General features: G+C 59.1%; 18 protein-coding genes. 6 read left to right on the top strand and 12 right to left on the bottom strand.

Features of this window, described 5'->3' with window-relative positions; all coding sequences use genetic code 11:
• The first annotated feature begins 71 nt into the window (after positions 1 to 71).
• Positions 72 to 1,085 (top strand): hypothetical protein, encoded by a 1,014-nt coding sequence (locus AC2FF7_RS15135; RefSeq protein ID WP_496905884.1) that lies wholly within the window; start codon positions 72 to 74, stop codon positions 1,083 to 1,085.
• 6 nt (positions 1,086 to 1,091) lie between these two features.
• Here the strand turns inward: AC2FF7_RS15135 and upp are convergent, their stop codons facing one another.
• From upp to AC2FF7_RS15170, 7 genes are all read right to left on the bottom strand, one after another.
• Entirely contained in the window at positions 1,092 to 1,724 is a 633-nt protein-coding gene (gene upp, locus AC2FF7_RS15140) for a uracil phosphoribosyltransferase (protein ID WP_170354714.1), read from the bottom strand.
• Positions 1,721 to 2,707 carry an adenosine deaminase gene (locus AC2FF7_RS15145; protein WP_496905885.1) on the bottom strand — a complete coding sequence of 329 codons (987 nt, stop codon included), beginning with the start codon at positions 2,705 to 2,707 and terminating at the stop codon, positions 1,721 to 1,723. The genes upp and AC2FF7_RS15145 overlap by 4 nt, the downstream gene beginning before the upstream one ends.
• Positions 2,704 to 3,915, bottom strand: coding sequence for a phosphopentomutase (locus AC2FF7_RS15150; protein WP_496905886.1), 1,212 nt, complete (start codon positions 3,913 to 3,915; stop codon positions 2,704 to 2,706). Before AC2FF7_RS15150 ends, AC2FF7_RS15145 begins: the two co-directional genes overlap by 4 nt.
• The gene (locus tag AC2FF7_RS15155; RefSeq protein WP_480866031.1) at positions 3,912 to 5,219 is read right to left on the bottom strand and encodes a thymidine phosphorylase; all 1,308 of its coding nucleotides are present in this window, start codon (positions 5,217 to 5,219) and stop codon (positions 3,912 to 3,914) included. The genes AC2FF7_RS15150 and AC2FF7_RS15155 overlap by 4 nt, the downstream gene beginning before the upstream one ends.
• A 3-nt stretch (positions 5,220 to 5,222) precedes the next feature.
• Positions 5,223 to 5,609: a cytidine deaminase gene (locus AC2FF7_RS15160; RefSeq protein WP_480866033.1), complete on the bottom strand. Its 387-nt coding sequence runs from the start codon at positions 5,607 to 5,609 to the stop codon at positions 5,223 to 5,225.
• Between the two features lie 89 nt (positions 5,610 to 5,698).
• Positions 5,699 to 6,790, bottom strand: a complete 1,092-nt coding sequence (locus AC2FF7_RS15165) for a cupin domain-containing protein (RefSeq protein ID WP_480866035.1) — start codon at positions 6,788 to 6,790, stop codon at positions 5,699 to 5,701.
• Complete coding sequence (locus AC2FF7_RS15170) at positions 6,765 to 7,433, bottom strand: hypothetical protein (RefSeq protein WP_496905887.1); 669 nt, start codon at positions 7,431 to 7,433, stop codon at positions 6,765 to 6,767. The genes AC2FF7_RS15165 and AC2FF7_RS15170 overlap by 26 nt, the downstream gene beginning before the upstream one ends.
• A 185-nt stretch (positions 7,434 to 7,618) precedes the next feature.
• Here AC2FF7_RS15170 and AC2FF7_RS15175 point away from each other — a divergent pair, with 185 nt between their 5' ends.
• From AC2FF7_RS15175 to AC2FF7_RS15185, 3 genes are all read left to right on the top strand, one after another.
• Positions 7,619 to 9,892, top strand: coding sequence for an NADP-dependent malic enzyme (locus AC2FF7_RS15175; RefSeq protein ID WP_480866039.1), 2,274 nt, complete (start codon positions 7,619 to 7,621; stop codon positions 9,890 to 9,892).
• Positions 9,893 to 10,172: 280 nt separating this feature from the next.
• Entirely contained in the window at positions 10,173 to 12,065 is a 1,893-nt protein-coding gene (prpE, locus tag AC2FF7_RS15180) for a propionate-CoA ligase PrpE (protein WP_170724390.1), read from the top strand.
• Between the two features lie 81 nt (positions 12,066 to 12,146).
• On the top strand, positions 12,147 to 13,586 hold the full coding sequence (locus AC2FF7_RS15185; protein WP_496905888.1) for an amidase family protein: 1,440 nt from the start codon (positions 12,147 to 12,149) through the stop codon (positions 13,584 to 13,586).
• A 259-nt stretch (positions 13,587 to 13,845) separates the two neighbouring features.
• On the opposite strand, the gene AC2FF7_RS15190 is transcribed toward AC2FF7_RS15185, so the two are convergent.
• Entirely contained in the window at positions 13,846 to 14,607 is a 762-nt protein-coding gene (locus AC2FF7_RS15190) for an NAD kinase (protein WP_234899338.1), read from the bottom strand.
• 166 nt (positions 14,608 to 14,773) lie between these two features.
• Here AC2FF7_RS15190 and glyA point away from each other — a divergent pair, with 166 nt between their 5' ends.
• Positions 14,774 to 16,069: a serine hydroxymethyltransferase gene (gene glyA / locus AC2FF7_RS15195; protein ID WP_170354725.1), complete on the top strand. Its 1,296-nt coding sequence runs from the start codon at positions 14,774 to 14,776 to the stop codon at positions 16,067 to 16,069.
• A gap of 48 nt (positions 16,070 to 16,117) precedes the next feature.
• Here the strand turns inward: glyA and AC2FF7_RS15200 are convergent, their stop codons facing one another.
• Entirely contained in the window at positions 16,118 to 16,492 is a 375-nt protein-coding gene (locus tag AC2FF7_RS15200) for a hypothetical protein (RefSeq protein ID WP_480866043.1), read from the bottom strand.
• A 91-nt stretch (positions 16,493 to 16,583) separates the two neighbouring features.
• Between AC2FF7_RS15200 and AC2FF7_RS15205 the strand changes: the two genes are divergently transcribed.
• Positions 16,584 to 17,342, top strand: a complete 759-nt coding sequence (locus tag AC2FF7_RS15205) for an alpha/beta fold hydrolase (RefSeq protein WP_496905889.1) — start codon at positions 16,584 to 16,586, stop codon at positions 17,340 to 17,342.
• 75 nt (positions 17,343 to 17,417) lie between these two features.
• Here AC2FF7_RS15205 and AC2FF7_RS15210 read toward each other — a convergent pair whose 3' ends face one another.
• The 3 genes from AC2FF7_RS15210 to AC2FF7_RS15220 all read right to left on the bottom strand — a co-directional run bounded on the left by AC2FF7_RS15210 (position 17,418) and on the right by AC2FF7_RS15220 (position 21,312).
• Positions 17,418 to 17,795, bottom strand: a complete 378-nt coding sequence (locus tag AC2FF7_RS15210) for a rhodanese-like domain-containing protein (RefSeq protein ID WP_480866046.1) — start codon at positions 17,793 to 17,795, stop codon at positions 17,418 to 17,420.
• 80 nt (positions 17,796 to 17,875) lie between these two features.
• Positions 17,876 to 19,228, bottom strand: coding sequence for an HlyD family type I secretion periplasmic adaptor subunit (locus AC2FF7_RS15215; RefSeq protein ID WP_496905890.1), 1,353 nt, complete (start codon positions 19,226 to 19,228; stop codon positions 17,876 to 17,878).
• Positions 19,228 to 21,312: a type I secretion system permease/ATPase gene (locus AC2FF7_RS15220; RefSeq protein WP_414478907.1), complete on the bottom strand. Its 2,085-nt coding sequence runs from the start codon at positions 21,310 to 21,312 to the stop codon at positions 19,228 to 19,230. The genes AC2FF7_RS15215 and AC2FF7_RS15220 overlap by 1 nt, the downstream gene beginning before the upstream one ends.
• Between the last annotated feature and the right edge of the window lie 63 nt (positions 21,313 to 21,375).

The raw sequence follows: 21,375 nt of genomic DNA on the forward strand, positions 1-21,375 counted from the left end.
CAACAGGTTTGCGCCACTGGATTTTTGCGTGCTAAACTGACCTCAATCAATAATGAGCAGTTCTCACCGTGATGACGGCCCTGAAACAGTACCAACGGATCGAGGCCACCGGTCTGTGGCGTCCTTCGCCCGACGTTCAACGGCGCGAGGTAGTGGTTTCCATCGGCGAAGCCACACTGACAATCTCGGATTTCAATGACAAGGCGCTGACACATTGGTCCCTGGCGGCGCTGGAACGGCAGAATCCGGGTGGTTATCCGGCGGTCTTCAACCCCGATGGCGACCCGGACGAGACGCTGGAGCTGGAAGAAACCGAAACCACCATGATCGAGGCGATAGACCGTTTGCAACGCGCCATCGACCGCGCGCGCCCGCATCCCGGGCGTTTGCGGTGGCTCAGCGTGGCGGGTGTCATTGTCGCTGTTCTGGCCTTGCTTTTGCTTTGGGTTCCGGTTGCGCTTCAGAACCACGTGGTCTCGGTTGTTCCCGAGATCAAACGGCATGATATCGGTGGTGCAATCCTTGACCGGATCGAGCGAGTATCGGGGCGGGCCTGCACGTCCGAAGATGCGCAAGAGGCGTTAGATCAACTGGCCGCACGCACAGGTGTACGCGAAGTCGTCATCCTTCCGGCGGGCGTGCAAAGCAGTCTCAGCCTGCCGGGCGGGATCGTGTTGTTAAACCGGGCGCTAGTCGAAGATCACGAGGATCCCTCGGTTGCCGCCGGGTACATCATTGCAGAACGCGCACGAACGCAGGCGCAGGATCCACTTGAGGATCTGCTGAACCGCACCGGAGCAGGCACTGCCTTTAGACTGCTGACAACCGGCGAACTGACCCCAGACATCGTGGATGCCTATACCGAAGAGGTCCTGTCAGAGCCCCGCCCTTCCCTGCCGGATGATGACCTTCTGGAGGTCTTTGCCCAAGCCGCTCTGCCCTCGACACCTTTTGCCTATGCCAAGGATGTAACCGGTGAAACGGTGTTAGGCCTGATCGAGGCTGACCCAATGGCAGGACGTCCCCAACAGCAGGTCCTGCCGGACCGCGATTGGGTCCGGCTGCAGAATATCTGCGGCGGATGATCCGACTTACTTGGTACCGAACATCCGGTCGCCCGCGTCGCCGAGGCCGGGCATGATATAGCCTTTGGAATTCAGCTCTCGGTCCAGTGACGCCGTTACGATGTGCACGTCCGGATGCGCCTCTTTCATCCGCGCAACGCCTTCGGGGGCAGCCAGCAGGCACAGGAATCGGATATCGGTGGCACCCGCCTCTTTCAGCAGATCAATCGCCGCGGCCGAACTGTTACCGGTGGCCAGCATCGGATCAACCGCGATGACCAGACGGTCTTTCAGCCCCTCGGGCGCTTTGAAATAGTACTGAACGGGTTTCAGCGTTTCCTCATCGCGGTAGAGGCCGACAAAACCCACGCGGGCCGAGGGCACCAGCTCCAGCACCCCATCCAGCATCCCGTTTCCGGCCCGCAGGATCGACACCAGCGCCAGCTTCTTACCAGCCAGGATGGGGGCGTCCATCTCCTCCATCGGAGTTTCGATATGGCGGGTGGTCAGCGGCATCTCACGCGTGACCTCATAGGCAAGCAGCTGAGTGATCTCGCGCAGCAACTGCCTGAAGCTGGCGGTCGAGGTGCCCTTGTCCCGCATGAGCGTCAGTTTGTGCTGCACCAGCGGGTGGTCAACGACGGTCAGGTGTTCGCTCATATTCTCTCCAGTCTTGTCTTGACCCGCGCGCGGGTCTCTTCATCGCAAAAAGCCGCGTTCAGTGCGGTTTCGTTAAGCGCGGCAAAAACTTCAGCATCCCAGCCGAACGCCTTGCTCAACATCTCATATTCACGCCGCATTGTGGTGTGGAAAAACGGCGGATCGTCCGTGGAAATTGTGACCTTCACACCCGCATCGCGCAATTTGGCAATTGGATGCGCGGCGAAATCGGGGAAAAGCCCCAGTACCACGTTCGAGCCGGGGCAGACCTCAAGCGTGATGTCGCGGTCCACAATCTCGCGGATCAGGTCTGGGTCTTCGGCGGCGCGTACGCCGTGGCCCACACGTTCCACACGCAAGTCTCGAATAGCATCACGCACGCTTTCGGGGCCACCAAACTCTCCGGCATGCGTGGTCAGGCGCAGACCAGCCTCGCGGGCGCAGTCAAAAGACCACTTATAGTCCCCCTGAGCTCCCATAGCCTCGTTCCCGCCCATGCCAAAGCCGGTGATCCAATCACCAGCGGTTTCCGCTGCACAATGGGCGCTGAGCTTTGCTTTTTCAGGACCGAAATGGCGCACACAGGTCACGACCCCACGCAGGGTGATGTCGTATTTGCGCTCGGCCTCATCCGCCGCGTCCTGGATGGCGGTCAGGTAGTCGCGCCAGGCGTGTAGGTCTCCGCCGCCGCAGAAATCGGGGCTGAGGAAGGTTTCCGAATAAACCACTCCGTTCGCCGCGCTTTCTTCGAGGATGGCCAGTGTCAGGCGGCGGAAATCCTCGGGCGATTTCAGCACTTCGCAGGCGGCCTCATACACGCTGAGGAAATGGGCGAAATCGCGGAAATCATAGCTGCCGTCGGGTTTGAAAATCCCGCTCAGGTCGATGCGCTTTTCATGGGCCAACTGCCGGATAAAGGCGGGCGGGGCCGCGCCTTCGTGGTGCAGGTGCAATTCGATTTTGGGAAGGTCTGCGACGCTCATAGAAAACTCCGCCCCGGCCCCTGCGCCGGGATGTTCAGGTGGTGTGCGATGCTAGCCGCAATATCGGTGAAATTCACCGCGCCGATCTGGCCCGCGCCTCGCCCGGCGATCAGAACGGGCACCTGTTCGCGCGTATGGTCGGTGCCGATCCAGCTGGGGTCATTGCCGTGGTCGGCGGTGAGCAGCATCAAGTCTCCGGGCCGCAGACGGGCGATGATTGCGCCGATCTCACGGTCGAACCATTCCAGCGCGCTTGCATAGCCGCTGATGTCGCGGCGGTGGCCGTACAGGCTGTCGAACTCCACGAAATTGGCGAAGATCAGGCTGCCCTCTTCCGCCTCATCGACCAGATCGGAGAGGTGACGCATCAGCTCGGCGTCCGAGCCTTTGCGCAGCGTGTCGATCCCCTGCATCGAGAAGATATCACCGATCTTGCCGACCGCATGCACGCGCCGCCCGGAATCCTGCGCCCAGTTGGTCAGAACCGGCGCAGGCGGCAGGATGGCGAAATCCTTGCGGTTGGTGGTGCGGGTGAAGCCCTGTTCCGGCGTTCCCACGAATGGTCGCGCGATGACCCGGCCCACTTTCATCTCGTGCAAGCGCGGGGCCAGAGTTCGGCACATTTCCAGCAATCGGTCTAGGCCGAAATGCTCCTCATGCGCGGCGATCTGGAACACGCTGTCAGCCGAGGTATAGCAGATCGGCCAGCCGGTGCGCAGATGTTCGGCGCCCAGGTCTGCAATGATCGCCGTACCCGAGGCGTGGCAATCGCCCAATATGCCGTCGGTTCCTGCAGCCTCGGCGGCGGCCCGGCTGAGGTCGGCGGGAAAGGCTGGCTGCGTATCCGGGAAATAGTGCCATTCCCAAGACACCGGCAGCCCGGCCAGTTCCCAATGGCCCGAGGGCGTGTCCTTACCCGGCGAATGTTCCCGCGCGCAGCCCCACAGGCCGGTCGGTTCCGCCCGCAGCCCCGGCGTGTCTGCGCCCGAGGCCAAACGGGTCGCCGCCCCCAGCCCCAACGCATCCAGATGAGACAAATGCAGCGGGCCCGAGCGCCCATCCTCGGCCCGCCCCTCAGCGCAGGCCTGCGCGATATGGGCCAGCGTGTTGGCCCCCGTATCGGGCACCGTGCCGTTAAAAAATTGATCCGCATCCGGCGCGCCGCCGATGCCGACCGAGTCCATCACGACCAGAAACACGCGGGTCATGCGGTGATCCTTTCATGCACGATCCCCGGCAGCGAGGGGCTGTCCGGCCCGAGGCTGATCGCTTGCAAGACGGCTTGCGCCGCCTGTTGCGCCGCGTCCTCGCGCGCGGCGTGGATCACGGCCAACGGCGTACCTTTGTCCAGCTTGTCGCCCAGTCGGACGATATTGGAAATCCCCACGGCGGGGTCGATCACGTCGCTTTCAACTTGCCGCCCGCCGCCCAGCGCAACGACGGCCAGTCCCAACGCTTCGCCATCCATCGCAGTGACATAGCCCGTGCTTGGCGCAGGAACTTCAAGAATCACGCTGGCCTCGGGCAAGTACCGCGACCAGTTGTCGACGAAATGCAGTGGCGCGCCGACGGCGGCCATCATGCGCCCGAACCTTTCGGCCGCGCGGCCAGAGCGGATAATTTCGGCCAGTTTCTCGCGCCCCTCATCCAAGGTTGCGCACATCCCGGCATCCACCAGCAGCACGCCGCCCAACTCGGCCGAGATTTCGGCCAAGGGCGTATTGCGCCCGCCGGTCATGGCTTTCATGACCTCGCAGATCTCTAACGCGTTGCCCAGCGCCGGTGCCAGAGGTTGGTTCATATCCGTGATCACCGCCGAGGTGCGGCATCCCGCGGCATTCGCGGTCTGGGTCAGGGCCTGTGCCAGATTGCGCGCATCCTCGTGGGTTTTCATGAACGCGCCGCTGCCCACCTTGACGTCCAGCACCAGTGCATCCGGGCTGGCGGCCAGCTTCTTGGACAGGATCGACGCGGTGATCAGGTCGAGGCTTTCCACCGTCGCCGTCACATCGCGGATTGCATAGAGCCGCTTGTCCGCAGGGGCGATCTGCCCCGTTGCACCAACGATGGCCGCGCCGGTTTCGCGCAAAATCTGCGCCAGACGATCTTCGCTGATCTGAGTGGTCACGCCCGGAATCGACTCGAGCTTGTCCAGCGTCCCACCGGTATGGCCCAACCCACGACCCGAGATCATCGGGACATAGGCCCCCATCTCAGCCAGTGCAGGTGCAAGCACCAGACTGACACTGTCCCCCACCCCTCCGGTCGAGTGCTTGTCGATCACCGGGCCATCCACGTCCCATGTCAGAACGTCGCCGCTGTCGCGCATTGCAACCGTCAGGTCAGCGCGGCCCTGCGCGCCCAGACCGCCCATACAGACGGCCATCGCAAAAGCCCCAGCCTGCGCATCACTGACGCCACCATCAGCCAGACCTTGCGCGAACCAGCGCAGTTCCTCGGCCGTGGGCACCTGACCCCGGCGCAGTTTGGCAATGATCGAACGGGCGTCCATGGCTCACTCCATATGCGAGGCGCCAAAGGCCCCCGGCAGCAGATCGCCAATGGTGGTTTCCATCTCAGACCCTTCGACCGATGCCAGTGTCACCTTGACCTCGCGCTTGCCGAACTCAGCCAGTTTCTGACGGCACCCCCCGCAGGGCGGCACGGGCTGAGGCGATGAGGCAACCACATAAACCTCGGTCAGTTCCTGCTCGCCTGCGGCGACCATGGCGGCAATCGCCCCTGCTTCAGCGCAGGTGCCTTCGGGATAGGCCACGTTTTCGACATTGCATCCGGAATAAATCACGCCCGAGGCAGATCGGACCGCCGCCCCGACCTTGAAGTTCGAATAGGGCGCATAGGCGTTTTCGCGAACTAAGAGGGCTGCGTCTTTCAGGCTCATGGCGATTCCCCGATTTTTGATCATCTGGTCAGAAAAATACTGTTCTAGTGAAACGGCGCGCCAAGGTGAAGCCCCGCGCGCCGCAATTCTTACCCCAGCCGTGTGTTGAACGTGCCCGGCAGCGTCACCTCAAGCAGTTCCACATCATCCGACGGGTCCGACAGGCGCGTCCGCATCCCCGGAGGGATCACAAACGCGTCCCCTTGTTCCAGCGGGTATGGCTCGCGCCCTTCACCTTCTAATGTGACCGCGCCGTTCATGACAAAGGTAAAATGGATATCTGTGTCATGGGCAGCCCATTGCGGATCACCCTGCCCTTTGCGCACGACCTGCACCCCGGCCACGCCCTTGGTGTTTTCCGCAATCGTGGTGTCGCGGCAGATATAGCCCGGCAGGCGGAACGGCACCCAATCCGCGCCCTCGGCCTGATTGAAGACGAACTTCTGCCCCTGCCATTCACGATCGGGGCGGTAGTGCGGGGTGGGTAGGTCCATATCGTGATCAATCTCTGTGACGTGCTCGGCAGGCACGCCGATCTCGATCACCTGCACATTGTCCGAGGCCTCAAGCACGCGGTGACGGATTTCGGGCGGTTGGATAAAGCAATCGCCAGCAGTCAGGCGCATCTTGTCGCCCTGATCCTCGTAGACCACATCCACCCAGCCGTGGATGCAGAAGATCAGTTGGAATCCGACCTTGTGGAAATGCACCATGTCCGGCACCGGTCCACCGTCGGGAATGCGGATATGGCTAGCAATGATGGACCCGCCCAGCCGGTCGGGCACCAGATCACGATAGTGCATCCCGGCGCGACCAATGATCCACGGGGCCTGATCCTTGAGCCTGCGCACAACGAAAGAATGCACCGTGTCCGGCATGACCATGGGCGGATTCAGCTCATCAATCTCGACCTTTGTTCCGTTCGGGGCCACTAGGCTGCGCTGTCCGTCGGCAAAGCTGTCGGGGTCATCGGTCAGGATGCGCAACGTGCCGGGGCTTTCCGGCGCGTCCTTTTCAATCCGCAGCCGCAGCCCGTGGCCGGAAAACACCGCCACCCGAGGGTCATCGGCGGGATAGATCATATCCATCCGCATCCCCAGCACCTTGGTAAAAAAGGGGATATCGTCGCGCAGCTCCCGCGTGGGCAGACGAATCTCAGCTTTGGTCTGGTTGTTGGTCATTCACTGTCTCTTCGATCTTGGCTTTCGGCCATCCGATCAGAACAGCGGCCAGAATGCCAATCGAAAAGAACATCTCAAGCGTTTCTTCCAGCACAAACAGGCGCAGTATCATGGTCTGAGACATATCCGCGCCCATCATCCCGGACACCTCTTCCAGCAGTTGCGCGACCACTGCCGACATCCCCGCCAGGAAAAACACCAGCAAAAACGGCGCGCGTGCCTTCAAAGCACGCCAACCCGTCGGGACACCGTGCCAGATCAACCCACCCAACACGATCACCGCCAGCACTATGCGCACGGCAGTCATGTCCAGCATCACGTCCAAACCACTGAGGATCGTATGAGGAAAGGTTCCAACCGAGTAGACATCCGCTTCAAGCTCGCGCTCGGCCAACAGAAGACACACGACGCCGATGTACAGGCGCTTGACGCCGGGAAAGCGGTAAAACGCTGCAAAGCCCGCCGCCAGCAAAGCAAAAGCCGAGCCAGTCTCGATCAAGCCGCCCTCTTGGTTGAAACGCGATGCCTGTTCCGGCCAGATAGAGATAACGACCAACACAAGCGCCATTGCGGCCAGAGCAGCAGGAAGCCCAAAGTAAATATGCCCTTTGGAACCAGTCCGGAGATCCTCATTAAAGCTCATGTCTGGCCTTTGTTCTTGCGTCTGAAAGACAGGTTTTCGAAGATGCTCGAAACTAGTTACTTTGAATTGAAATGCAACTCACGCGCTCATGTCGCCGAAAACATGCTGCAAAATGACGTAACGTAGCCAAGCCGGAAAAAATGGTTTAACGGTCAATCAAATTTCGGAACGGAGATAAATCGCCAATGTCTGACACCCCCAGCCTGCGGCAGGCCGCGCTTGACTACCACGCCCACCCAAAGCCCGGAAAGCTAGAGATCAAAGCCACTAAGCCGATGGCCAACGGTCGCGACTTGGCGCGCGCCTACTCACCCGGCGTGGCCGAAGCGAGCCTTGAAATTAAGGCCGACCCCCAAAATGCCGAGCTTTATACGGCGCGCGGCAACCTTGTGGCGGTGGTCTCAAACGGGACGGCGGTTTTGGGACTGGGCAACATCGGTGCGCTGGCCTCAAAACCAGTGATGGAAGGCAAGGCCGTTCTGTTCAAGAAATTCGCTAATATCGACTGTTTCGATATCGAGGTCGATCAGCCCGATCCCGAAAAGCTGGCTGATATCGTCTGCGCGTTAGAGCCCACTTTTGGTGCGATCAACCTAGAAGACATCAAAGCCCCCGACTGCTTCGTCGTCGAAAAAATCTGCCGCGAGCGGATGAATATCCCCGTTTTTCACGACGACCAGCACGGCACTGCCATCGTTGTGGGGGCGGCCGCCAAGAACGCGCTGCACGTTGCCGGCAAATCGTTCGAAGACATCAAAGTCGTCTCGACCGGCGGCGGGGCGGCGGGGATTGCCTGCCTGTCCATGCTGGTCAAGCTAGGCGTCAAGCGCGAGAATATCTGGCTGTGCGATATTCACGGTCTGGTCTACGAAGGCCGCGCCGAGGATATGAATCCGCACAAGGACCAGTTCGCACAGAAATCCGATCTGCGCACGCTGGATGACGTGATAGGGGATGCGGACCTGTTCCTTGGCCTAAGCGGGCCGAATGTGCTCAAGCCCGATATGGTCGCGAAAATGGCCAGCCGCCCGATCATCTTTGCGCTGGCCAACCCGAACCCGGAAATTCTGCCCGATGCCGCGCGCGAGGTTGCGCCGGATGCAATCATCGCCACGGGCCGCAGCGACTTTCCCAATCAGGTGAACAACGTCCTGTGCTTTCCCTTCATCTTCCGCGGCGCGCTGGATGTTGGCGCAACCGAGATCAACGATGAGATGCAGATCGCCTGTGTCGACGGTATCGCCGAAATGGCCCGCGCCACCACCAGTGCCGAGGCCGCAGCCGCCTATAAGGGTGAACAACTGACCTTCGGTCCCGACTATCTGATCCCCAAACCCTTTGACCCGCGCCTTGTGGGCGTGGTGTCATCCTCGGTGGCCAAGGCCGCTATGGCGAGCGGTGTGGCCAAACGCCCGATTGCCGATATCGAAGCGTATAAAGAACAGCTCAACCAAACCGTTTTCAAATCGGCGCTGATCATGCGACCGGTTTTCGAGGCCGCCTCGGCCGCGTCCCGCAAGATCGTCTTTGCCGAGGGTGAAGACGAACGCGTCCTGCGCGCAGCCCAAGCTATTTTGGAAGAAACCACCGAGACCCCGATTCTGATCGGTCGTCCCGATGTAATCGATGCCCGATGCGAAAGGCTGGGTCTGACCGTCCGGCCGGGTGAGGATTTCCAGATCGTAAACCCGCAAGACGACCCGCGCTATTATGATTATTGGAATACATATCACGGACTGATGCAGCGCCGTGGCGTTACGCCTGATCTGGCCAAGGCGATCATGCGGACCAACAACACTGCTATTGCCTCGATTGCCGTGCATCGGGGCGATGCAGACAGTATGATCTGCGGAACCTTTGGCGAGTACCGCTGGCACTTGAACTATGTGCAACAAATTTTGAGCGACGGAGACTTACGTCCGCACGGCGCGCTGTCGCTGATGATCCTGGAAGACGGGCCGTTGTTTATTGCTGACACCCATGTTCGGCAACTGCCCTCCCCCGAGGAACTGGCCGAAAGCACAATCGGGGCAGCGCGTCACGTGCGCCGCTTTGGGCTTGAACCCAAAATCGCCTTTTGCTCGCAATCCCAGTTTGGCAATCAGGCGGAAGGGTCAGGCAAACGTCTGCGGGCGGCGCTGGATATTCTGGACTCGGAGCCACGTGACTTTACCTATGAGGGCGAGATGAATCTTGACCTTGCGCTGGACCCCGAGCTGCGCTCGCGCATCTTCCCGAATTCCCGCATGGAGGGTGCAGCGAATGTGTTGATCTTCGCGCATTCCGACGCGGCCAGCGGCGTGCGAAACATTCTGAAAATGAAGGCGGACGGGCTGGAGGTTGGGCCGATCCTGATGGGGATGGGCAACAAGGCGCATATCGTGACGCCATCAATCACCGCGCGTGGGTTGCTGAACATGGCCGCAATAGCGGGTACGCCCGTTACCCACTACGGGTAGTCGTGTAACCTGATCTGTCAATAATTCGAACCGGGCGCCAGCTAAGGCGCCCGGTATGATTCTGAGACTTGTTTGCTCAGCCCTCTTTGCAACTTTGCAAAAATTCCCCACGATACCCACCTTACTGCGCCCAAAAAGTGCATTTGCAAAAATTTGCACCTCTACTTCCAAAGATATGCAAATATTTTGCGATAAAGTGACGCTCCGACTTAAGCGTCGCTTGTCCGTTACCCTTCGGCCACTTTACACAAAGCGCACTGAACTATCGGAGGAGATTATCGTGGCTTACCAGGACGTTTTCGACAGCTGGAAATCCAACCCAGAGGAATTTTGGATGGAGGCCGCCAAAAGCATCGACTGGGTGCGTCCACCGACCAAAGCCCTGTTCGACGACAACGCTCCGATCTACGAATGGTTCTCGGACGCCCAAGTCAACACATGCTGGAACGCCGTGGATCGCCACGTGGAAAACGGCCGCGCCGAGCAGACGGCAATAATCTACGACAGCCCTATCACCCACACCAAGCGCGAGATCTCGTATGTCGAGCTGCGCAATCGCGTCGCGATGCTGGCCGGTGCATTGCGGGCCAAGGGCGTGGAAAAAGGCGACCGGGTTATTATCTACATGCCGATGATCCCCGAAGCGTTGGAGGCCATGCTGGCCTGCGCCCGTCTTGGGGCCGTACATTCGGTGGTGTTTGGAGGCTTTGCCAGCAACGAGTTGGCTGTTCGGATCGACGATGCGAAGCCCAAAGCAATCATCGCCGCCTCGTGCGGGATGGAGCCCGGGCGCGTTGTCCACTACAAACCCCTATTGGACGGGGCCATCGATTTGGCCGAGCACAAACCCGATTTCTGCGTTATTTTCCAACGCGAGCAAGAGGTTGCACAACTGATTGAAGGTCGCGACTTCAACTGGCATGGCTTCCAATACGGTGTCGAACCGGCCGAGTGTGTTCCGGTCGCCGGCAACGACCCGGCCTATATCCTCTACACCTCGGGCACGACAGGTGCGCCCAAAGGTGTCGTTCGCCCCACCGCAGGCCATTTGGTGGCGCTGAACTGGACGATGAAGAATATCTACAATGTGGACCCCGGTGACGTGTTCTGGGCAGCATCCGACGTGGGATGGGTCGTGGGTCACTCTTACATTTGTTACGCGCCTTTGATCCACGGAAACACCACGATCGTGTTCGAAGGCAAGCCGGTGGGCACACCCGACGCCGGCACGTTCTGGCGTGTTATTTCCGAACACAAGGTCAAAAGCTTTTTCACCGCACCAACAGCGATCCGTGCGGTCAAACGCGAGGACCCGCAAGGTGAACTGATCAACAATTACGATATGTCCCACTTGGGCGCGCTTTACCTGGCCGGTGAGCGGGCTGACCCGGACACGATCGTCTGGGCGCAGGATGCACTGAAAGTGCCGGTGATCGATCATTGGTGGCAAACTGAAACCGGCTGGCCCATCGCAGGAAATCCGCTTGGGATCGAGGAACTGCCGATCAAACTTGGGTCACCCGCCAAGCCTATGCCTGGTTATGACGTGCAGATCCTGGACGAAGGCGGCCACCCCATGAAAGCCGGAGAGCTGGGCGCAATCGCAGTAAAGCTTCCCCTTCCCCCCGGCACTTTGCCAACACTGTGGAATGCTGAAGAACGGTTCAAAAGCGCATATCTTGAGCATTTCCCCGGCTACTATGAAACCGGCGACGCGGGCATGATCGATGAGGACGGGTACCTATACATCATGGCCCGCACCGATGACGTGATCAACGTCGCGGGTCACCGCCTGTCTACTGGCGGTATGGAAGAGGTTCTGGCCTCTCACCCCGACGTAGCGGAATGCGCCGTGATCGGCGTAACCGATCAGTTGAAGGGCCAGATGCCGGTTGGCTTCCTTTGCCTGAATGCAGGTTGTGATCGTGACCACGGTGAGGTCGTGCAGGATGTGGTTAAGCTGGTACGCGACAAGATCGGCCCAGTCGCAGCCTTCAAACAGGCTGTTGTGGTGGATCGCCTGCCCAAGACGCGGTCGGGCAAGATCTTGCGCGGGACGATGGTGTCGATTGCCGACAGCAAGGACTACAAAACGCCCGCAACCATCGACGATCCGGCCATTCTGGACGAGATCACAGACGCCCTGAAAACACTCGGCTACGCCCAGAAATAGAGCACAGTGCAGCGCTGCTGCACCCCTGCCCTTGCAACCCGCCTTGGGGCCTCTACAGTCTGACTAAGACAGTGAGGCCCCATGACAATACGTGACTTATGGCGTCTGAACGCCACCGACCTGACGAACCTGACCCGCAAGGGCGAGATCAGCACGGAAGACGCTATAAAATCCTCGATCGACAGGTTGCATCAGGTCAATCCCGACCTCAATGCCGTCGTCGAAGACCTTAGTACCGAGGCCGTCAGCCATGCGCGTGAACTGGACAATGCAGTCGCCGGGGGCGCGGAACCCGGCCCACTGCACGGCGTGCCTGTCACCATAAAGATCAACGTCGATCAAAGAGGGCATGCAACCACGAACGGCGTCGTTGCTTTAAAGGATGTGATTGCACCCGATGATGCCCCGGTCGTCAGAAATCTGCAAAACGCAGGTGCTATTGTGATCGGCCGTACCAATACACCCGAATTCTCGTTTCGTGCCGACACGGATAACGACCTGCACGGCCGCACGTATAACCCGTGGGGGCGGCATATCTCGCCGGGTGGATCTTCGGGTGGTGCCGGTGCGGCGGTGATGGCGGGGATCGGGGCCTTGGCGCATGGCAATGATATCGGCGGCAGCCTGCGGTTTCCAGCGGCCGCCAACGGCGCGGTGACCGTGAAGCCAGGTCTGGGCCGCGTACCCGCGTTTAACCCAAGTCAAAAGGTTGAGCGTGGCTTGCTGGCGCAATCCATGTCAGTGCAAGGGCTGATCACCCGTTCGGCTGCGGATTTGCACCTGTCGATGCCCAGCCTGATCGCGGCTGATCCCCGCGATCCGTTTCATGTTGCCGTGTCGTGGCGCGGGGATAAGACCGACGGGCCCATCAAGGTTGCCTTTACCAAGAACACCTACGGCTATGATTTACACCCCGAGGTCGACAAAGCGCTGGACACCGCCCGTGACGCGCTGATGGACGCGGGGTATGACGTGCAAGAGGTGAACACACCCGACGTGTTCGAATGCGGGCGCGGTGGGTATCGCGCGTTGATGGGTGAAGTTCTGACCTTGTTGAAAACAGATATCGAGGCCGCCGGATCGCAAACCATCCGCGATATCTTTGAAGTATACTTCCAGGAATTTCCGCCCATCACCGGAACCGAGTTGATCGGAATGTTGGCCAAGCGAACACAGTATGCGCGGGAATGGGCATTATTCATGCTGGATTATCCGCTGATTCTGTCACCGTTTCTGCCGCAACCCTTTTTCGGCCCCGACCGTGACACCGAAGGCCCCGAAGGCGTCCACGAAGTTCTGGGCTGCGCGGTCTATTCCTACGCGATGAATTTCCTTGGCCTTCCCGCCGCCAGTGTTCCAGCGCGTCTGGCCGATCTACCAAACGGGCCACAACCGATAAACGTCCAGATTGCTGCAGCGCGCTGGCGCGAGGATATGGCCGTAGATGCCGCCGCCGCGATCGAAGCACGTGTGGGACAGATGTGCCTACCGCTGTGGGAAAGGATGGATCAGGTCAACTGACCCCTGCCAAAAGAAATTGACCCCGGGGTTTTGTACCCGGGGCCCACTTTCTAAAATATGCCCGGAGATCCGATAACAAGCGTAGCACCACCTACCCTTGCCAGCGCGAAAACTGCGCGTTCATTTCGAAAACACCGTTGGCGGCCACTCACTCCCGCCGTTGATGTGTCTCCGGGTAAGTTCACATTAATCCATGGTTAATCAATCTCCTGTGAACTGGTTCACACAAGAGTGAGAAAATTGCCAACAGCACGCAAAATCAGGTGAATTGCTCCGAGATCAGCCGCTCTTCCAGCCCATGACCGGGGTCGAAAAGGATGCGATGCTGGATCGAAGGCTCGGACCTGATCTCGACCCAGTCGATATCCGGGAACGAGATAGAATCGGCGTCCGCCATGACCGGGCGTTTATCCGCGTCCAGCACATCAAACCGAACCTTGGCGATCTTGGGCAACAAAGCGCCCCGCCACCTGCGCGGGCGAAACGCGGCGATCGCGGTCAGGGCCAGAACATCGGACCCAATCGGCAGAATCGGACCATGGGCCGAGTAATTATAGGCCGTGGACCCCGCAGGCGTGGACAACAGCGCCCCGTCACAGACCAACTCGTCCATGCGAACCCGTCCGTCCACACTGATCTTGAGGCGTGCGGCCTGCGGACCGGCCCGCAGCAGCGATACCTCGTTGATCGCAAGCGCCTCATGCATCTTGCCGGACTGGTCCATCGCGCGCATGGCCAGTGGATTGATGACCTCTTCTATCGCTACATCAAGGCGTTCCATCAGGTCAGTCTCATGGAACTCGTTCATCAGAAATCCGATGGTGCCACGGTTCATGCCGTAAACAGGTGTATCCAGATGCTGCATGTTGTGCAGCGTGTGCAGCATGAAGCCATCGCCGCCCAGCGCAACGACCACATCGGCATCACGCGGCGCTGCGTTGCCATAACGCCTGACCAGCGTGTCGCGCGCGGTTTGCGCCACTTTCGCGTCGCTGGCAAGAAAAGCGATTCTCTGAATCATCTGTTGCGGTTTCCGGTGCTGCACATTTGGTTCCGAAACAACCATACCTTTCCCCGATAGGCCAGTCTTGACGCCGCAGTTGGCCAAATCGTCGCTTTAAGCCTTTTGCCGCTGGCCAGTTTCCGATAGGAAATCCGCAAATTACCCCCCAGTATGTGGAGCCCCCATGAACGCCAATCTTCGTGATACCGGATTTTTCACCCAATCCCTCGCTGACCGTGATCCCGAGCTGTTCGGCTCGATTACATCCGAGCTGGGACGTCAGCGCGACGAGATCGAACTGATCGCATCCGAGAACATCGTGTCTGCCGCGGTGATGGAAGCGCAGGGTTCGGTGATGACCAACAAATATGCCGAAGGCTATCCGGGTCGTCGTTATTATGGCGGTTGCCAGTTCGTTGATGTCGCCGAAAATCTGGCCATCGATCGCGCCAAAGAACTGTTTGGCTGCGGATTTGCCAACGTTCAGCCGAACTCGGGCAGCCAAGCCAACCAGGGTGTGTTCCAGGCGCTGATCCAGCCCGGCGACACCATTCTGGGCATGAGCCTGGACGCAGGTGGCCACCTGACCCATGGCGCAGCCCCCAACCAGTCCGGCAAGTGGTTCAAGGCTGTTCAATACGGCGTGCGCCAGCAGGACAACATGCTGGACTATGATCAGGTCGAGGCGCTGGCGAAAGAGCACCAGCCCAAGCTGATCATCGCAGGTGGCTCGGCCATCCCGCGCCAGATCGACTTTGCCCGCATGCGCGAGATTGCCGATATGGTCGGCGCTTACCTGCACGTGGATATGGCGCACTTTGCCGGTCTGGTTGCAGCAGGCGAGCATCCGAGTCCCTTCCCGCATGCTCATGTGGCCACCACCACCACCCACAAGACCCTGCGCGGTCCCCGCGGTGGCATGATCCTGACCAATGACGAGGCGATCGCCAAGAAAGTGAACTCGGCCATCTTCCCCGGCATTCAAGGCGGCCCGCTGATGCACGTCATCGCTGGTAAAGCTGTCGCCTTTGGTGAGGCGCTGCGCCCCGAGTTCAAAACCTACATCCAACAGGTCGTGACCAACGCGCAGGCGCTGTCGGACCAGCTGATCAAAGGCGGTCTGGACACGGTCACCCACGGCACCGACACCCATGTGGTTCTGGTCGACCTGCGCCCCAAAGGCGTAAAGGGCAACGCGACCGAGAAAGCCTTGGGTCGTGCGCACATCACCTGCAACAAGAACGGCGTTCCGTTCGACCCCGAAAAGCCAACCATCACGTCGGGCATTCGCCTGGGCTCGCCTGCAGGAACCACTCGTGGGTTTGGTGAGGTCGAGTTCCGCCAGATCGCGGATTGGATCATCGAAGTGGTCGACGGTCTGGCCGCTAATGGCGAAGAAGGTAACGGCGCGGTCGAAGCCAAGGTCAAGGCCGAAGTGGCCGAACTGTGCGCGCGCTTCCCGATTTATCCGAACCTGTAAAGTGTCAGGATATCAAAAAGTTGAACGGCGCCCCAGCGGCGCCGTTTTTCATATGAAGCCCTGCCACCGCAGAAACACAAGCAGCAGAACCGACAGGGCCAACAAGTTGAAAGCCAACCCACCCAGCATTCCCAGAAACCAGCCCAGCCTGCGGTCGGCCAGATTTATGCCGGTCAGATGATCCTGCACCTCATCTGACGCGCGGGCCAGTTTGGGCGTGTCCAGCACCAGCCTCAGCTTGGGATGGGCCGCCATCTGCTCGGCATCCGCCAAAAGCAGCGCCTGTTTGTATATGCGCCGGGGCAGTTGACGTTTGGCTTTTCTGACCGAGGCCGTCAGAGTCTTGTCCTGCACACCCAACTTGTCGCGCAACAACTGCACGGTCTGCGCGATTTGAGTTTGGATGTCGGGGTTTTGCGCCATATCGGGGCCTCCTGCCGCGGCACTGTATCCGGGCCGGACACGCGCCACAATGGGGCTGGCTGTTTGTCGGCACGACAGGTATCACACGGACATGCTGAACACGATCATCCATGGTGAACCGACTTCAAACCCGCCTTTGCTGATTGCCCATGGGCTATATGGCTCGGGTCGAAACTGGGGTGTCATTGCACGCAGACTGTCTGATGAGCGACAGGTCGTGGCCGTCGACATGAGAAACCACTCCAACAGTAAGTGGACGACACAACATGACTACCCGAGCATGGCCGATGACCTGGCAGAGGTGATTGATCATTTTGGTGGACAGGCGGATGTGCTCGGTCATTCGATGGGCGGCAAGGCGGCCATGACGCTGGCCTTGCTGCATGGCGAGAAGCTGCGCAAGCTGGTGGTCGCTGACATCGCGCCCGTTACTTATACGCATAGCCAGATCCAGTTCATCGAGGCAATGCGCGCCGTTGACCTGTCATCTGTCACGCGTCGGTCAGATGCCGAACAGCAACTGGCCGAACAAGGTGTCGAGAAAGCCTTACAGAGCTTTTTCACACAGTCGCTGGACATCAAGGGTCAACGGTGGTTGCTGAATCTGGATACTCTGTCTGCCGAGATGCCGAAAATCATGGGCTTTCCCGAGCTGACAGGCACATGGGACAAGCCGACCCTGTTTCTGTCCGGGGCTGAATCTGACTATGTGCTGCCCGAATACCGCCCCGCGATCCGGGCGCTGTTTCCAACTGCGCGCTTCGCCAAAATACCCGGTGCGGGACATTGGTTGCACGCCGAAAAACCGCGTGAATTCGAGGCTTCGGTTCGGGCCTTCCTGAACGCTTAGGAGAAAGTCCGCAAAAGCGACCGGCGCGGCTGCTACCGCGTCGATCCTTTAACATTCAGCTTCAAGTCATTCGCTTCAGGAGCCCGCGACGTCGCCGCCACCTTCAACCCAGTCTTTGAAACCACCCAGGTTATAAACCTGCGCGTATCCCATATCCTTTAACAACTTGCCCGCCAGCGCCGCGCGCCCTCCGGCTGCGCAATACAGAACAATGGGACGATCCTTACGCAGCTCGGGGTCATGAGATTGCAACGCATCGTCGGCATGAAACTCCAACATCCCCCTTGAGATGTGATGCGCGCCTGCAGCCCGACCCGTTTTCATCAATTCAGCCCCATCACGTACGTCCAGTAGTAAACCACCCTGCCCCAGAACCTCGGCCGCGCGGGCCATATCTATCCGTTCAACAGCGGCGTTCGCGGCTTCCATCATCTCTTTCACGGTTAAGGACATAGGCGTTTCTCCTGTTGGTGTTCCCAACAAGATAACATGCGAAAACTGGAAGGTGTAGGTTGAAGACCCTACACCCGTGATCAATGTTCGCGGAAGGCACGCGACATACTGTCCGTCACCGGTTTGGCGATATAAGCCGCAAAAGTGCGTTCTTCGGTTTGAATCATGATCTCGGCAGGCATACCCGGAGTGGGGATAAAGCCCCGTACCCGGTCAATCTCGTCCGGGGCCAGTGAAATCCGGGCCAAGTATACCTCTTGAGGCGTTCCTGACGAGTCTTCGACCAGAGCATCCGCCGAGACATAGAACACCTCACCGCTTAGTACTGGCGTCGTGCGTTGGTTCAGCGCCACCAAACGCACTGTAGCGTTCTGGCCCTTGCCCACACTGTCAATTTCGGTTCGGGGAATTTGCGCCTCGATGATAAGGGGCGCATCGGCAGGTAGGATTTCAGCAATAGGCTCGCCAGTTTCGATCACGCCCCCAGGTGTGTGATAGTGAAGCCTTACAACAGTCCCAGTGACTGGTGCGCGAACAACGGCACGATCCAGAACACTACGCGCCTGACGTGCCTTTTCGCGGACACTTTCCAGATCGGCTGCAATCACACCCAACTCATCCAACGCGGCTTCGCGATAGGCCGATTGTGTCCGCGTGATCTGTTCGTCATACTTCAGCAACATCTGGTTGATTTCCGCCGTCTCAGCCGCCAGCCTCGCCTGCTGCCCCTCCGCCTCAGCCTGCACGCGACGGATCGTGTTCAAATCTCCCTTTCGAACCAAGCCTTTGTCAAACAACGCTTTTTTGGTTTCAAATTCTTCCTGCAGGATTTCCGCGCGACGTTTCATGCTGTCCAGTTGCGCCTCGAACCCGCTGGACCGGATCCTGAGGGCCTCCATGTTGCGTTCCAACAATGCGATATCATTCAGCAGGGTTTTGCGGGATACTTCGAAGCTGATCTTCTGGCCATCAAGAATGGTCATGACTTCGACATCGTCAGTGGCCGAAAGCAACTCGGCGGAAAACTCCAACTGATCCATCTCGTTGTGTTCGGCCTCAAGACGTTCAGACATGGCTTGCAAGCGGATTTTGCGAATGAACAGTTCTCGTTCATTGGCCTCGGCCGAAGTTTGGTCCAGCGTCATCAACACTTCCCCCGCCTGAACCGACTGACCTTCAATCACTTTGATGTTTTCAATGATCCCGCCCTCAAGATGCTGTACGATCTTGTTGCGACCAGTGGCCACGAAACTTCCCTGCGCAATCACCGCAGCAGCTAGCGGTGCGCTGAAAGACCAGACGCCAAAGCCGCCAAAGCAGACGACCAGCATAACTAAACCAACTACGACCAACCGGTTGATCGAGCGCGGTACTTCAGCGTACCAGACAGTTGGGTCTTTGGGGTCATTATTGACCGGCACGAGATCATTCATTACGCATCCCCTTTCTGCTGGCCTTCAATCCCAGCCTGTTTGCGCGGGCCGTTCAATTGTTGCAGCACCTGTTCACGCTGCCCGAACAAAGCAACACGTCCATCCGTCAGCAGCATGATCTTATCGACCACGTTCAACAGCGTTGGCTTCTGCGTAATCACCACGACCGTAATCTTGTTTTCCTTGGCCTGCGCGATGGCCCGTGCCAGCGCCTGATCTCCGGCCACATCAAGGTTCGAGTTCGGCTCATCCAGAACCACAAGCCGCGGATTTCCAAAGAAGGCACGCGCAAGGGCAATCCGCTGCTTTTGACCGCCGGACAATGGCGAGCCATCGGCGGCCACAACAGTCTCATACCCTTGGGGCAACGTGGCGATCATGTTGTGGACATCAGCTAGAACGGCAGCATCGTGGATCTGTTCGTCCGTTGCATCTTCGCGCATACGGCCAATGTTGTCCTTGATGGTGCCCGGAAACAGCTGCACATCCTGCGGCAGATAGCCGATGCTTTCGCCGAATTGGCGCGGATCCCAGTTGCGGATATCCATCAGGTCCAGACGCACACTTCCGGATGTCGGCAAAATCGATCCGACCAGTGTTTTACCCAACGTGGTCTTACCCGCGCCCGAGTTGCCAATGATCGCCAGAGTCTCACCCGGATTCAGCGCAAAGCTGATCCCATTCAATACAACGCGCTTGGTGCCGCCGGGAACAAAAAGCAGCCGTTCCACATCCAACCGCCCTTCTGGCCGCGGCAAGCGCAGTTTCTCGAACTGAAGCGCCGAGTTGGACAGCAAGTTCTTGATCCGCCCGTAAGCCCCACGTGTCAGCAGGAAACCGTTCCACCCTTCGATGGAGCCTTCGATGGGTGCAAAAGCCCGCCCGGCAATGATCGACGCCGCGATCACCATCCCGCCCGTGATTTCGCCCTGCAGGGCCAGGAATGCCCCCCACCCCAGAATGGCTATCTGTGTCAGCAAACGCACCGCTCGCGAAATAGCGGCGAAAATAACGTTCCGGTCCTGTGCCCGCACTTGCCACGTCAGTGACTGCGCAGTGTCTCGGCCCCAAATACGCACGGCCTCGGGGATCATGGCCAGAGCATTTATAATCTGGCTGTTGCGCGACATCGAATCCAGATGCTGGTTGGCCATGGATTGCGCCCGGTTGGCCTCGGCAAAAGGTCCGGCAGTCATACGTTGGTTGATAAGGGCAATGACCATCAACAACAGCGCTGTGACGATCACGATCATACCCAGCTGGGGATGAACCAGAAAGATCATAAGGATGAACAACGGTGCAAATGGCACGTCCAGAAACGAGATCAAAGTCCCCGATACTAGAAAACCTCGTACCTGCTGAAGATCACCCAATGTCTGATATTCGCGCCCTGTGCCATGCAACGAAGCATGAGCGGCCGCGCTGAGGATCGGAGCGCCCAGCCGTGCATTAACCTCGACCGCGGTTCGCATCAGCATGAAGCGACGCACCGCATCGAAGGCCGACTGAAAGATGACAGCGCCAGCCACGATCGCGGTCAGCATGATCAACGTATCCAACGATCGACTGGTAAGCACGCGGTCACTGATCTGAAACAGGTAAATCGGGATCGCCAGAATAAGGATATTCGTCGCACAGGTCAGGACCAGTACAAAGGCAAGGTTGCGCAGAATCGCACGCAGCGAGACTTGCAGGGTACGCTGAAAATCCTCGGGCGGGGTGCGTTTGTGAAAGGTTTGGGGTGGCCCATTACCATCTCCGCCGCCGCTTTTCTTCAACGGCAAAGGTTGGTTCGCCTTGGCCTCGATAGTGGTGCCAATACTCGCACCGCCTTTGGAGCGCGACAGGGGGGGGACCCGCGCGGTCTCCTTTCTGGCGGTTTCAGGACCGAGCCCTTCAGCATCGGCCACCCCAGCATCGCAGCCCTTAGTACCGTGACCTTGATCAGGCTGCGACGTAGCGCGCCGAAGGGAATATTCAGCGCGTTTCTGAATTTCGTCAGTTTCGGACCTTTGATCGGGGTCCAATCTGATTTTGTTTGCTTCCGGTTTTTCGGGCCCTTTTTTCAAAGGCCGCACACGCATGTCTTCGCTTAATCGTAATTCGGGCAATATGCCGGACGCCATCGCCGTTCGTGCGGCAACTGA

It is taken from the genome of Ruegeria sp. YTSC325, from assembly GCF_059609525.1.